General features: G+C 53.8%; 14 protein-coding genes and 1 pseudogene. 2 read left to right on the top strand and 13 right to left on the bottom strand.

Features of this window, described 5'->3' with window-relative positions:
* Positions 1-72: 72 nt before the first annotated feature.
* Complete coding sequence (locus KXD89_RS01355; protein ID WP_000825996.1) at positions 73-513, top strand: DUF2756 family protein; 441 nt, start codon at positions 73-75, stop codon at positions 511-513.
* On the opposite strand, the gene ugpQ is transcribed toward KXD89_RS01355, so the two are convergent.
* From ugpQ to livK, 10 genes are all read right to left on the bottom strand, one after another.
* Positions 500-1,243, bottom strand: coding sequence for a glycerophosphodiester phosphodiesterase (ugpQ, locus tag KXD89_RS01350; protein ID WP_000073623.1), 744 nt, complete (start codon positions 1,241-1,243; stop codon positions 500-502). The genes KXD89_RS01355 and ugpQ overlap by 14 nt on opposite strands.
* Positions 1,240-2,310 carry a sn-glycerol 3-phosphate ABC transporter ATP binding protein UgpC gene (gene ugpC, locus KXD89_RS01345; RefSeq protein WP_000907792.1) on the bottom strand — a complete coding sequence of 357 codons (1,071 nt, stop codon included), beginning with the start codon at positions 2,308-2,310 and terminating at the stop codon, positions 1,240-1,242. Before ugpC ends, ugpQ begins: the two co-directional genes overlap by 4 nt.
* 1 nt (position 2,311) lies before the next feature.
* The gene (gene ugpE / locus KXD89_RS01340; RefSeq protein WP_000572177.1) at positions 2,312-3,157 is read right to left on the bottom strand and encodes a sn-glycerol-3-phosphate ABC transporter permease UgpE; all 846 of its coding nucleotides are present in this window, start codon (positions 3,155-3,157) and stop codon (positions 2,312-2,314) included.
* On the bottom strand, positions 3,154-4,041 hold the full coding sequence (ugpA, locus tag KXD89_RS01335) for a sn-glycerol-3-phosphate ABC transporter permease UgpA (RefSeq protein WP_000099289.1): 888 nt from the start codon (positions 4,039-4,041) through the stop codon (positions 3,154-3,156). Before ugpA ends, ugpE begins: the two co-directional genes overlap by 4 nt.
* A 97-nt stretch (positions 4,042-4,138) precedes the next feature.
* On the bottom strand, positions 4,139-5,455 hold the full coding sequence (gene ugpB, locus KXD89_RS01330; RefSeq protein WP_000803190.1) for a sn-glycerol-3-phosphate ABC transporter substrate-binding protein UgpB: 1,317 nt from the start codon (positions 5,453-5,455) through the stop codon (positions 4,139-4,141).
* Between the two features lie 398 nt (positions 5,456-5,853).
* A complete protein-coding gene (gene livF, locus KXD89_RS01325; RefSeq protein WP_000416891.1) occupies positions 5,854-6,567 on the bottom strand; it encodes a high-affinity branched-chain amino acid ABC transporter ATP-binding protein LivF in 714 nt (237 codons plus the stop codon).
* Position 6,568: 1 nt separating this feature from the next.
* Positions 6,569-7,336 carry a high-affinity branched-chain amino acid ABC transporter ATP-binding protein LivG gene (gene livG, locus KXD89_RS01320; RefSeq protein WP_000082101.1) on the bottom strand — a complete coding sequence of 256 codons (768 nt, stop codon included), beginning with the start codon at positions 7,334-7,336 and terminating at the stop codon, positions 6,569-6,571.
* Positions 7,333-8,610: a branched chain amino acid ABC transporter permease LivM gene (gene livM / locus KXD89_RS01315; protein WP_000803813.1), complete on the bottom strand. Its 1,278-nt coding sequence runs from the start codon at positions 8,608-8,610 to the stop codon at positions 7,333-7,335. Before livM ends, livG begins: the two co-directional genes overlap by 4 nt.
* On the bottom strand, positions 8,607-9,533 hold the full coding sequence (gene livH / locus KXD89_RS01310) for a high-affinity branched-chain amino acid ABC transporter permease LivH (RefSeq protein WP_001295111.1): 927 nt from the start codon (positions 9,531-9,533) through the stop codon (positions 8,607-8,609). The genes livM and livH overlap by 4 nt, the downstream gene beginning before the upstream one ends.
* A 47-nt stretch (positions 9,534-9,580) precedes the next feature.
* Entirely contained in the window at positions 9,581-10,690 is a 1,110-nt protein-coding gene (livK, locus tag KXD89_RS01305) for a high-affinity branched-chain amino acid ABC transporter substrate-binding protein LivK (protein WP_000827696.1), read from the bottom strand.
* A 423-nt stretch (positions 10,691-11,113) separates the two neighbouring features.
* Here livK and panM point away from each other — a divergent pair, with 423 nt between their 5' ends.
* On the top strand, positions 11,114-11,497 hold the full coding sequence (panM, locus tag KXD89_RS01300; RefSeq protein WP_000778768.1) for an aspartate 1-decarboxylase autocleavage activator PanM: 384 nt from the start codon (positions 11,114-11,116) through the stop codon (positions 11,495-11,497).
* Between the two features lie 28 nt (positions 11,498-11,525).
* On the opposite strand, the pseudogene KXD89_RS22535 reads toward panM, so the two are convergent.
* The 3 genes and pseudogenes from KXD89_RS22535 to rpoH all read right to left on the bottom strand — a co-directional run.
* Positions 11,526-11,625: pseudogene (locus tag KXD89_RS22535) on the bottom strand (hypothetical protein); the annotation flags it as partial.
* Between the two features lie 59 nt (positions 11,626-11,684).
* A complete protein-coding gene (gene livJ, locus KXD89_RS01295; protein ID WP_001021996.1) occupies positions 11,685-12,788 on the bottom strand; it encodes a branched chain amino acid ABC transporter substrate-binding protein LivJ in 1,104 nt (367 codons plus the stop codon).
* 270 nt (positions 12,789-13,058) lie between these two features.
* Positions 13,059-13,913 carry an RNA polymerase sigma factor RpoH gene (rpoH, locus tag KXD89_RS01290; RefSeq protein ID WP_000130217.1) on the bottom strand — a complete coding sequence of 285 codons (855 nt, stop codon included), beginning with the start codon at positions 13,911-13,913 and terminating at the stop codon, positions 13,059-13,061.
* Positions 13,914-13,994: the final 81 nt, after the last annotated feature.

The raw sequence follows: 13,994 nt of genomic DNA, 5'->3' as shown, positions 1-13,994 counted from the left end.
TAACTCTGAATTAATCATCGTTTTGTCGGGAAGCGAGTAAACTTAAAGGATATCTTCAGAGGAGGATACGCGATGAAACGACTTCTGATTCTTACGGCACTCCTGCCGTTTGTCGGCTTTGCACAGCCCATTAATACTCTGAACAACCCTAACCAGCCGGGGTATCAGATACCCAGCCAGCAGCGGATGCAAACCCAGATGCAGACTCAGCAAATCCAGCAAAAAGGGATGCTGAATCAGCAACTGAAAACGCAAACTCAGTTGCAACAGCAGCATTTAGAAAACCAGATAAACAATAATTCTCAGCGGGTGTTGCAGTCACAGCCGGGGGAGCGAAATCCCGCCCGGCAGCAAATGCTGCCCAACACCAACGGCGGGATGTTAAACAGCAACCGTAATCCGGATAGTTCGTTGAATCAGCAGCATATGCTGCCGGAGAGGAGAAACGGCGACATGCTGAATCAGCCCAGCACGCCGCAGCCTGACATTCCGTTGAAAACTATTGGGCCGTAAAGTTCGGACCAATCACGTCAATCGCATCGGTACAGATGCAATCCACACCCCAGCGCAGCAACTCTGCTGCGCGCTGGGGTTTATTGACGGTATAAACCAGAATCCGCAGTCCGGCGTCTTTCAACTGCATCACTCGCGCTTTATTGAGTAACTTATGATTGAGATGAATAGAGACGCAGCCCAGCCGCGCGGTCAGTTCGCGCCAGTCGTCGCGCCACTCATCCAGCAACAAACCGCGCGGCAGTTCCGGTGCCGCCTGTTGTGCAGCTTCTAAAGCATCAATCTCAAACGATGACAGCAGCGGCGGCGTCATACCGGCCCACAGCTCGCGTGCCGCCAGCGCCACCATTTTGCCCGTTAATGGCCCGGTGCCGGTGGTGGGTTTGATTTCGATATTCGCCATCATCCCGTGTTCGCGGCAACGTTCCGCCACCTGCGAAAGCAACGGTAGCGGCTCACCTTTAAACATTTTGCTGTACCAACTGCCCGCATCCACGCGCAGTAAATCCTGCCAGTTCAGTTCACCCGCGACGCCCCAGCCGTTGCTGGTACGTTCGAGATTGTCGTCATGGAGCAGGAAGATCTCGCCATCTTTCGATAACTTCGCGTCAAATTCGATCATCTTATGACCGTATTTTGCCCCGACGTCGATTGACGCCAGGGTGTTTTCCGGGGCCAGCTTACCGCCGCCACGATGAGCGACGATGCGGGGATAAGGCCAGTTACTCATACTCGTTGTCCTGTTTCACCATCAAAAAGATGCAGCTGATTTTCCGCCAGATGCAGCCACAGCGTGCTGCCTGCCGTCGGGCGCTCCTGATGCGCCAGTCGCACCACCAGCTTCTGCTCGCCCCAGCGTCCGTGCGCCAGGTTATCTGCGCCGAGGATCTCCAGCGTGTCCATCACCATCGGTACGCCGCCTTCTGCCTGCGAGCTTAGCGCAATATGTTCCGGGCGAATGCCGAGAGTCATTTTACGCCCGGCATACTGACGGTAGCCACCGTTTAGCGGCAGCTCAATACCGCCGTCCAGTTCGAAATGCGTGCCTTCGTTATTCACGCGGCCTGTCAGCAGGTTCATCGCCGGACTGCCGATAAAACTCGCTACAAACAGGCTGGCGGGCTTTTCGTAGACTTCAACTGGTGTGCCAATCTGTTCGGCAACACCGCCGTTCATCACCATTACTCGCTGGGCGAGCGTCATCGCTTCAACCTGATCGTGAGTAACGTAGAGTGAAGTCGTTTTCAGGCGACGGTGCAACTGTTGCAGTTCAAGACGCATCTGCACGCGCAGCTTGGCATCGAGGTTAGAGAGCGGCTCATCAAACAGGAACACCGCCGGATCGCGCACAATCGCGCGGCCCATCGCCACACGCTGGCGCTGACCGCCGGAAAGCTCGCGCGGGCGACGTTTGAGCAGACCGTCCAGCTCCAGAATGCGCGCCGCTTCTTTAACGCGCTCGGCAATTTGCTGCTTGCCCATGCCGCGAATTTTCAGCCCCCACGCCATGTTTTCTTCGACACTCATATGCGGATAAAGCGCGTAGTTCTGGAACACCATCGCAATCCCGCGATCTTTTGGCTCCATTTCAGTCACGCGCTGGTCGTTGATCCAGATATCGCCTTCTGTCACCCGCTCCAGCCCGGCAACCATGCGCAGCAGCGTCGATTTCCCGCAGCCAGACGGCCCGACCATCACGATAAATTCGCCATCCGCCACATCAAGGGTCAGCGGTTTAATGACCTGGGTTTTACCATCCCAGCTTTTGGTTACTGCCTGTAATTTCAGTCCTGCCATCTTATTTCTCACTATCGACCAGGCCGCGCACGAAGGCACGCTGCATCACTAAAACAATCACCACCGGAGGGATAAGCGTTAACAACATCGCCACCATCACTGAGTTCCATTCCGTGGTGCCTTCGCCTGTAGCGATCATCCCTTTGATCCCTGCCACGGTGGTGCCGAGATCCACATCGGTAATAATCAACAACGGCCACAAATACTGATTCCAGCCGTAGATAAAGGTGATCACAAACAGCGCCGCCAGATTAGTTTTGGAGAGCGGAAAAACGATGTCGCAAAAGAAGCGCATTGGCGATGCGCCGTCGATCCGCGCGGCTTCCACCAGCTCATCCGGCAGCGTCATAAAGAACTGGCGGAACAGGAAAGTAGCGGTCGCCGAGGCCATCAGCGGCAGCGTTAAACCGGCGTAGCTGTCGAGCATCTGCAGGTTGGCGATGACTTCCACCGTCGGGAAGATACGTACTTCAACCGGCAGCATCAGGGTGATAAAAATCATCCAGAAGAAGAGGTTACGTAGCGGAAAACGAAACCAGACAATGGCAAATGCCGAGAGCATCGAGACGGTAATTTTGCCGAGCGTAATGCTGAACGCCATCACAAAGCTGTTAAGCAACATCCGCCAGAACGGCGCGCTATTCGTGCCTACCCCGTTCACCCAGATGTTGTGGATGTTTTCCAGCAGATGTGTGCCGGGGATGAGCGTCATCGGCGCGGCATAGACGGCCTGTTTATCCAGCGTCGCCGCGACAAACGCCACGTACAGCGGGAAGAGGATCACCGCGATCCCGAGGATCAGCATGGTATGGCTGAATATCGTCAGCCACGGACGGTTCTCAATCATTGGTAACGCACCTTGCTTTCAACATAGCGGAACTGCACCACCGTCAGCACGATGACGAGGAACATCAACACCACCGACTGTGCGGCAGACGAAGCCAGATCCAGTCCGGTAAAACCTTCGCGGTAGATCTTATAAATCAGCGTCGTGGTGGCCTGAACCGGCCCGCCGGACGTGGCGGCGTCGATCACCGGGAAGGTGTCGAAGAAGGCATACACCAGGTTCACTACCAGCAGGAAGAAACTCACCGGGGCGATAAGCGGCAGCGCAATCTTAAAGAAGCGGCGAATCGGCCCTGCACCGTCGATGGCTGCGGCTTCGATCAACGAACGGGGAATGGATTGCAGCGCGGCATAGAAGAACAGGAAGTTGTAGCTGATTTGCTTCCATACTGAGGCAAACACCACCAGAAACATTGCCTGACCGCTGTTTTGCGCGTGGTTCCAGTCGTAGCCGAACTCCGCGAGAAAATGGGTGATCAGCCCGCGACCGGGGTTAAACAGGAAGATCCACAATACGGCGGCAACGGCGGGAGCCACGGCGTAAGGCAGCAACATTAAGGTTTGATAGAAACGGCTGCCGCGCACGATGTACTCCACCAGCGCCGCAAAGAACAGCGATACCAGCAAACCGCTGACGGTGACAAAGGTGCTGAATTTTATCGTCGTCCAGAAGGAGTCGAGATAGTAGCTGTCATGGAACAGCGTGACGAAGTTATCCAGGCCGACAAACTGGCTGGAGAAACCAAACGGATCGACGCTTTGTAGCGAGTACCACAACGCTTCGCCCGCAGGCCAGATAAAAAAGATAACGGTGATGATGAGCTGCGGCGCGACCAGCAGATAAGGCAGCCAGCGCGAGCGGAACACCGGACGGGATGATGACATTACGGTTAATTCCTGAACTGTGCCGGATGCGCTTCGCTTATCCGGCCTACACGCGATGCCAGGTCAGATAAGCGAAACGCATCCGACATTACACTGATTAAGACTTCGTCGATTTCTCAAAGCGGCGCAGCAACTGATTTCCACGCTCAACGGCGGTATCCAGTGCCTGCTGTGGTGTCTTCTTACCGGTCCACACGCTCTCCAGCTCTTCATCCACAATCACGCGGATCTGCGGCATGTTGCCCAGACGCAGCCCTTTGGTGAACGGCAACGGCGGCTTATTCAGCATCTGACGCGTCGCGGTATCCGCCCCTGGGTTTTTCTCATAAAAGCCCTGCTCACGGGTCAGGTCATACGCTGCTTTGGTGATTGGCAGATAACCGGTTTTCTGATGCCACTCGGCAGCGTTTTCTGGCTTCGCGAGGAAATCGAGGAACTTCGCCACACCGGTATACGTTTCTTTATCTTTACCCTGCATCACCCACAGGCTGGCTCCGCCGATAATGGCGTTTTGTGGCGCATCTTTCGCATCGGCGTCGTAAGGCATCATGCCTACGCCGTAGTTAAATTTGGCGTACTCGCGAATGTTGGCAAGAGAACCGGAAGAGGCGGTGGTCATCGCGCAATCACCGTTATAGAACTTCTCGGTGGATTCATCCTTACGACCGACGTAGCTGAAGTCGCCCTTCTTGTTCATCTCCTCGAGCATGGCGATGTGTTTCACCTGCTCCGGCTTATTGAACTCCAGCACCGCGTCCGTGCCGTCAAAGCCGTTGTTTTTGCTGGCAAACGGCAGACCGTTCCAGGCGCTAAAGTTTTCCAGTTGGATCCAGCCCTGCCAGCCGCTGGCGTAGCCGCACTTCATGCCGGAGGCTTTCAGTTTCGCGGCATAGTCCGCCAGATCCTGCCAGGTTTTCGGCGGCTGTTCCGGGTCTAATCCTGCTTTCTTGAAGGCGTCTTTGTTGTAATAGAGAACGGGGGTCGAGCTGTTGAATGGCTGGGAGAGTAAGTGGCCCGTTTTGCTGTCGGAGTAGTAACCTGAAACCGTCGGCACAAACTGCGACTCATCGAACTGAATCCCTGCCTCTTTAAACACGTCATACACCGGTTTAATGGCTTTCGACGCCATCATGGTGGCGGTGCCAACTTCATAAACCTGCAAAATAGCCGGCGCGTTGCCGGTACGAAATGCGGCAATCCCCGCGCTTAAATTCTGTTCGTAGTTGCCTTTATAGGTCGGTACAATTTTGTAATCCGGGTTTTCGGCGTTAAAACGTTGGGCCAGAGAATCCACCTCTTTACCCAGTTCCCCTTCCATAGAATGCCAGAACGGAATGGTCGTCACTGCCTGTGCATTCCCCATTAACGCCAGTCCGAGCGCCAGTGCTGAAGCTGTATAATGTAACGGTTTCATCGTTTATCTCTCTTGTTGTACCGAATGCGCGAATTCACGCGTTTTATGCTCGCGGGGTAACATGACATGCTCGAATTACAGAAAAATAACTTTTTTGTTACATTTGTAAGATAGTAAGGTGTCAGAAAGATGACAAGGCGGTGACGGCGTGGGTGAGGGAAAATGGGAGATGGGGCACGGATAAGCGGGAAAATATAGAAGGTCTGAATCAAACTCTACAGATTGCTCATCGTTTCATGCCGGATGCGGCGTAAACGCCTTATCAGGCCTACAAGATCGTGCAAATTCAACATATTGCCACTCACCCAGTAGGCCTGATAAGCGCAGCGCATCAGGCAATTTTACATTTGTCACCTGTCTCAAAGGAGTCTTTTGACTCCCTATCAATCAACGTGTTATTACCCGCCTAAATACGCACTTCTCACCGCTTCATTCGCCAGCAGCGCATCACCAGTATCGGAAAGCACTACATGGCCGTTTTCCAGCACGTAGCCGCGATCCGCCAGCTTTAGCGCCTGGTTGGCGTTCTGCTCGACGAGAAAGATAGTCATCCCCTGCTCGCGCAGCTGCTCGATGGTGTCGAAAATTTGCTGGATGATAATCGGCGCAAGACCGAGCGATGGCTCATCAAGCAGTAGCAAACGCGGGTTGCTCATCAGCGCACGACCAATCGCCAGCATCTGCTGTTCACCGCCGGACATGGTGCCCGCCCGCTGAATACGGCGCTCATGCAGACGTGGAAACAGCTCATACACCCACTTTATGCGCTCCTGGAACTGGTCGCGTTCAGCAAAAAAACCGCCCATCGCCAGGTTCTCTTCCACCGTCATCCGCGAGAAGACGCGACGCCCTTCCGGGACAATCGCCACCGCTTCGCGCATGATTTTCGCTGTCTGCCAGTCGGTAATGTCTTTATCATCAAACACAATTCGCCCGCTGGTGGCACGCGGATCGCCGCATAACGTGCCGAGCAAGGTGGTTTTCCCCGCCCCGTTCGCGCCAATCAGCGTGACAATCTCGCCCTGATTGATATGCAGGCTCACCTCATGCAGCGCCTGGATTTTGCCGTAGTGGGCGCTGACTTTGTCAAAGGACAACATGACTTTTTCCATCTTATGCCTCACCTAAATAGGCACGGATCACGTCCGGGTTATTACGGATCTGCTCCGGCGTACCGTTTGCCAGCGGCGTCCCCTGATTGACCACGTAAATTCGGTCCGAAATTCCCATCACCAGCTTCATATCGTGTTCAATCAACAAGATAGTGGTGTTGTGATGATTGCGCAGTTCGGCAATCAGCTCATCCAGCTCTTTCGTCTCTTTCGGGTTAAGACCTGCCGCAGGTTCGTCGAGCATTAAAATCTCCGGCTGCGTCACCATGCAGCGGGCAATCTCAAGACGGCGCTGGTCACCATAGGCCAGGTTACTCGCCTGACGGTTGGCGTGTTCCAGCAAACCAATGCGCTCAAGCCAGGTCGCGGCGCGGTCGAGCGCTTCGCTCTGGGCGCGACGGAAGGATGGCGTTTTCAACAGGCCAGAGAACAGCCCGGTTTTCAGTTGCTGATGCTGCGCCACCAGCAGGTTTTCAATTACCGTCATTTCACGGAACAGACGCACATGCTGGAAGGTGCGCACCACGCCCATGCGGGCAATTTGCTGCCCCGGTAAACCTTCCAGGTGCTGATCGCGCAGTAAAATGGTGCCGCCGGTGGGTTTGTAGAATCCGGTCAGACAGTTAAAAACCGTGGTTTTTCCGGCACCGTTAGGGCCGATTAACGAGACGATCTCCTGCGGGTACAGTTCAAGATTGACGTTGTTCACCGCCAGCAGGCCGCCGAAGCGCATCATCAGGCCGTTAACAGATAATAATGGCTGACTCATGCCTGCTCTCCTTTCGCTGCGCCGTTTTTCAGCTTCAGTTGCGGGCGCGTCATGGGCAGCAAGCCCTGCGGACGCCAGATCATCATCAGCACCATCAAACCACCGAGCATTAACATGCTGTATTCGTTGAAATCACGCATCAACTCGCGCGACACCACCAGCAAAATTGCCGCCAGAATCACCGCAAATTGCGAGCCCATACCGCCGAGCACCACTATCGCCAGCACAAACGCCGATTCGGCAAAGGTGAAGGATTCCGGGCTGACAAAGCCCTGACGCGCCGCAAACAGCGTTCCGGCAAAACCGGCAAACGCGGCACTTATGGTAAAGGCAGTCAGCTTGATACGACGCGGGCTTAAGCCCAGCGAACGGCAGGCGATTTCATCTTCACGCAACGCTTCCCACGCACGCCCCAGCGGCATCCGCAGCAGGCGGTTAATGACAAACAGGCTTAGCACCACCAGCAGCAACGCCACCAGGTAGAGGAAGATGACACGATCGGAGGGATCGTATTTCAGGCCAAAGAAATTACTGAACGTGTCCCAGCCGCCTTCACGAGCGGTACGGCTGAACTCGAGTCCGAAGAGTGTCGGTTTCGGGATCTGACTGATTCCGTTCGGGCCGCCGGTAATTTCGGTGTTATTGAGCAGCAATATGCGCACAATTTCGCCGAAACCGAGGGTAACGATCGCCAGATAGTCACCGCGCAAACGCAGCACCGGAAAACCGAGCAGGAAGCCCGCCGCCGCTGCCATTAATCCAGCAATCGGCAGGCAGGTCCAGAAGCCCAAGCCGTAATAGTGATTGAGCAGCGCAAAAGTGTAAGCGCCGATGGCGTAAAAACCGCCGTACCCCAGCACCAGCAGACCAGAAAGACCAACAACCACGTTCAGCCCGAGACCGAGGATAATGTAGATCATGGTCAGGGTGGCAATATCCACCGTCCCGCGTGAAACCATAAACGGCCACGCCACCGCAAGCACCAACAGCGCCACGAGGAACAGTTTCTGCTTCACCGTGGAGCCATCAATGGCGGGCAGAATAAACTTCGGTCCGGAAACGCTTTTCAACCCTTTCTGGAAAGCCGGTCGCAAAAGCTGGAAGAAAAAGACCACCGCCGTGCCGATAAACACCCACTGCCAACGGACATCCGAAGCCGTGTCGACCACCAGTTTGGTGCCATCCAGCTCCAGTTGCACGCCCATAAAGACGCCCGCCAGCACAAAGAACATCGCGGCAGAGAGCAGCGCCATTGCAATATGCATCGGTTTCATACTTTCTCTACCTCCGGGCGACCCAGAATACCGGTCGGCATCACCAGCAGCACCAGAATCAGCAGGGCGAATGAGACCACATCTTTATATTCCGTACTCAGATAGGCAGAAGAGAGCGCCTCCGCAATCCCCAGAATCAGGCCGCCAATCATCGCTCCCGGAATGCTGCCAATCCCACCGAGCACCGCCGCGGTAAAGGCTTTCATCCCGGCCATAAAGCCGATGTAGGGGTTAATGACGCCGTAGAACTGACCGAGCAGCACACCCGCCACCGCCGCCATCGCCGCGCCAATCACAAAGGTCAGCGCAATCACCCGGTCGGTGTTAATGCCAAGCAGACTCGCCATTTTCAGATCTTCCGCGCAGGCACGACACGCGCGACCCATGCGGGAATAGCGAATGAAAATCGTCAGCGCCAGCATGGCGAGGAAGGTAACAATCCAGATCACCGCCTGCATGGTGGTAATAGAGGCAGAGAAGTTTTCGCTATGCCCCACCACCCACTGACCGTTAAACAGGCTCGGCAGCGCCACGTCGCGCGAACCTTCGGTCAGGCTGACGTAGTTTTGCAGGAAGATGGACATACCGATTGCAGAGATGAGTGCAATCAGGCGCTTAGAGTTACGCACCGGGCGGTAAGCCACCCGTTCGATACTCCAGCCGTAGGCGCTGGCAATGACGATTGCGCCGACGAATCCCGCAGCTACCAGCAGCCAGCCGGTATCAATGCCCATCATCATCAGCGCGGCGATGATCATAAATGAGACGTAGCTGCCAATCATATAAACCTCGCCGTGGGCGAAGTTGATCATGCCGATAATGCCGTAAACCATGGTGTAGCCGATGGCTATCAGCGCGTAGGTACTGCCCAGCGTGACGCCGTTAAACATCTGCTGCAAGAAATACAAAAACTGCTCAGACATAAGGTAACCTTTCTAAACCCGCCCGCATTTTACGGGCGGTGGGATGATCACTTGGCTGCCGTGGATGAACCGTCGGCGTGCCACTGGAAGACACCAAAATCAAATCCCTTAAGATCGCCTTTTTCATCCCAGTTCAGCGGCCCAATCACGGTGTTTGCACCGTTAGCTTTTAAATCTTTCACCAGCGCCAGCGGCTCATCGCTGCCGGTACGCTCAAGGGCAGTCGCCAGAGATTGCACCGCCGCGTAGGTGATCCAGACATAAGGCCCGGACGGATCTTTCTTGTCTGCTTTCAGCGCATCAACGATGCCCTGGTTTGCCGGATCCTGGTCATAGCGTTTTGGCATAGTGACCAACATGCCTTCGGCGGCATCACCGGCAATGTTCGACAACGACGCATTACCCACACCTTCCGGCCCCATAAACTGGGTTTTCAGGCCAACGGAACGGGCCTGGCGCAGCATCTGCCCCATTTCCGGGTAGTAACCGCCGTAGTAAACGAAGTCGATGTTTTCTTTTTTCAGGCGGGCGATCAGCGCGGAGAAATCTTTCTCCCCGGCGGTAATACCGTCGAAGAAGACGACGTTGGCGTTAGCCGCTTTCAGCCCGTCCTGCACCGAACGCGCCAGCCCTTCGCCATACTGTTGTTTGTCGTGAATGATGGCGATGCGCTGGGGCTTCACCGTCTCAAGAATGTATTTTGCCGCCGTTGGCCCCTGGGAAGAGTCCAGCCCGGCAGTACGCATAATGTGTTGATAACCGCGTTGGGTCAGCTCCGGGTTGGTCGCTCCCGGCGAGATCATCAGAATACCTTCGTCTTCATAGATATCTGACGCAGGCTGGGTAGAAGAAGAACACAGATGACCAATAACGTATTTAATGCCGTCATTAACGATTTTGTTGGCGACCGCAACGGCTTGTTTCGGGTCGCATGCGTCGTCATATTCCACGCCAACCAGTTTATCGCCCTTAATTCCCCCTTTGGCATTAATGTCTTTAATTGCCTGACGCGCGCCGTTAAATTCCATATCGCCCCACTGGGCAATCGGGCCGGACATCGCGCCGACAACGGCGACTTTAATATCGTCAGCCATAGCGGTGTGTGAAATTGCCAGTGCAATCATCCCTGCGATGATAGTTTTCGCATTCCGTTTCATAGTCAAAAATCCCCATTCGTGATGTTGTGTTGCTTTGTTTTTATGTGTTAACAAATCAGACTGTTCTTTTTTTATACTGCACTGTTTTTGCCTGTCTGATTAAGGGGTTAGCGCAGTATTTTGTGATAATAGCGATTAAAATCCCTATTTTTCAGTCGATTAAGAACAGATAATATTCTGAATTTATTGATAGATAAACAGAAAAAAGTGCCTTTGTCAGCATAAAATAACGGCACAAAGGGCGGAATAATTCACTATCATTCAGGGGATTATGCTGGACATTTTTCATTCTCTAATGTTTTAATTTTGTAATTATTGCTGTTAAAAAATTAATCACCTGCCAAAAGAAATAAAAAAGAGAAAGCCTCCGATTAAATTATTTCGCTACACTGGTTCCACTTTTGTGATTTACACGGGTTACCCATGAAGCTGACCATCATTCGATTAGAAAAATTTAGCGACCAAGACCGGATTGACCTGCAAAAGATCTGGCCGGAGTATTCCCCTTCCTCGTTACAGGTTGACGATAACCACCGTATCTACGCCGCGCGTTTTAACGAGCGCCTGCTCGCTGCCGTGCGGGTAACCTTAAGCGGCACCGAGGGAGCACTGGATTCCCTGCGCGTGCGGGAAGTCACCCGCCGTCGCGGTGTGGGGCAATATCTGCTGGAAGAGGTTTTGCGTAACAATCCTGGCGTTTCATGCTGGTGGATGGCGGATGCAGGCGTGGAAGATCGCGGTGTGATGACGGCGTTTATGCAGGCGCTGGGGTTTACGGCACAACAGGGCGGCTGGGAGAAGTGTTAATCGTCAAGTTTGATTTCAAAAGTGATATTGCCTGATGCGCTACGCTTATCAGGCCTACAATGTGTGTTGCAATTTACTGATTTCTTTGGATCTTGTAGGCCGGATAAGGCGTTTACGCCGCATCCGGCATGAAGCAACGTACTCGATATTAGCAATTTGGCGGCAACCCAAAGTTGCCGATTAATGATTACTTCGCATCGGTCGCCGTGCCGTTGGCGTGCCAGTCAAATACGCCGAACTCAAAGCCTTTCAGATCGCCTTTCTCATCCCAGGTCAGCGGTCCCATTACGGTATCCACGGAGTTCGCTTTCAGGTATTTGGCGATTTCAGCCGGATCGTCAGACTGATTCAGGCCCGCCTGCAAAGATTGCAGCGCGGCGTAGGTGGTCCAAACGAATGCGCCACTTGGGTCCTGTTTTTTCGCTTTGATCGCGTCAACAATGGGTTTGTTCGCCGGAACCTGATCGTAGTTCTTCGGCTTGGTCACCAGCAGCCCTTCCGCTGATTCGCCCGCAATGTTAGACAGCGAAACGTTAGCCACACCTTCCGGCCCCATAAACTGAGTTTTCAGCCCTGCCGCGCGTGCCTGACGCAGGATTTGCCCCATTTCCGGGTGATAACCGCCGTAGTAAACGAAGTCGATATTCTCTTTTTTCAGACGCGCCACCAGCGTTGAGAAATCTTTTTCCCCGGCGGTGATGCCATCAAAGAACACCACGTTTGCATTGCCTTTCTTCAGGCCGTCCTGCACCGCTCGCGCCAGACCTTCGCCGTATTGCTGTTTGTCGTGAACGATAGCAATACGCTGCGGTTTCACTTTCTCAAGAATATATTTCGCCGCCGTCGGCCCCTGGTCGGAGTCCAGGCCGGTGGTGCGCAGGATCAGCTGATAGCCACGGGCGGTCAGCTCCGGCGCGGTTGCCGCTGGGGTGATCATTAAAATGCCTTCGTCTTCGTAGATGTCAGACGCAGGCTGCGTTGATGAAGAACAGAGGTGACCAATCACATATTTAATGCCGTCGTTAACGACTTTGTTCGCCACCGCAACCGCCTGTTTCGGGTCACAGGCATCGTCATATTTTACGATTTGCAGTTTGTTGCCTTTAATGCCGCCTTTAGCGTTGATATCCGCAACCGCCTGCTCTGCGCCGGTAAACTCCTGGTCACCGTACTGCGCAACCGGACCGGACATTGCGCCCACGACCGCGACTTTAATATCTTCTGCCAGAGCCATATTGCTGAATGCCAGCGCGATACATCCTGCCAGTAACGCTTTACCCTTTATGTTCATCCTGAGAATCCCCATTCTTCTGGTTATTACGTGTGTTGTGATGTTGTTTTTCAGCACTTTATTTCGTTTTATGCATGACTACCCGTGCTTTAGCAGCATACTCTGCTAAAACATACCCGATTTTTATGATATTGGAATAGCTATTTTGACAGTTTATTAACAATCTGCGTGGGGATTGGCGTTTTGCCGGAGGGGAAATTGATTATTACAGAGGCCCAAAAAACAAAAACCCCGGACTCTCATCCAGGGTTCTCTGCTTAATAGCGGAAATTACGCTTCAATGGCAGCACGCAATTTTTTCATCGCGTTCTTTTCCAGCTGGCGTACACGCTCAGCGGAAACGCCGTAACGGTCAGCCAGTTCCTGCAACGTGGACTTGTTGTCTTCGTCCAGCCAGCGCGCACGGATGATGTCCTGGCTGCGTTCGTCCAGACCCTGCATCGCGTCGGTCAGACGGTTTGCCGCCTGCTCTTCCCAGTTATCATCTTCAATGCCGTCGGCAAAGTTAGATGATTTATCCTGCAGATAGAGCACCGGAGCCATCGGCTGGCTGTCGGAATCGTCGTCGGAAGACAGGTCAAAGGTCATGTCCTGTGCCGCCATACGTGATTCCATCTCACGTACGTCTTTGCTGGTTACGCCCAGTTCACGGGCCACCATTTCGACTTCATCCTGGTTAAACCAGCCCAGACGCTGCTTGGTTTTACGCAGGTTGAAGAACAGTTTGCGCTGCGCTTTGGTGGTCGCAACTTTGACGATACGCCAGTTACGCAGAACGTATTCGTGGATCTCTGCTTTGATCCAGTGAACGGCGAAGGAGACCAGGCGCACACCCACTTCCGGGTTGAAACGGCGCACTGCTTTCATCAGGCCGATGTTACCTTCCTGAATCAAATCCGCCTGTGGCAGGCCATAGCCCGCATAATTACGAGCAATATGAACAACAAACCGCAGGTGAGACAGGATCAGCGTTTTAGCTGCTTCCAGATCGCCATGGTAATGCAGCTTTTCAGCCAGCGCCCGCTCCTCGTCAGCCGACAACATCGGCCACGCGTTAGCTGCCCGGATGTAGGAATCCAGGTTGCCAACTGGGGCTAAAGCTAAACTTTGCATTTTGTCAGTCATTCAAATCCTCTCAATCGATATCTTCTGGCGCTTCAGTGGTAGCAACAACTGTGCCAGAGCTTAAGAGCAACGAGGTTATCA

This window comes from Escherichia sp. TC-EC600-tetX4 (assembly GCF_019356055.1).
GTDB lineage: Bacteria > Pseudomonadota > Gammaproteobacteria > Enterobacterales > Enterobacteriaceae.
The sequence above is the reverse complement of the archived record's forward strand: the minus strand, read 5'-3'. Positions and strand labels throughout refer to the sequence as shown.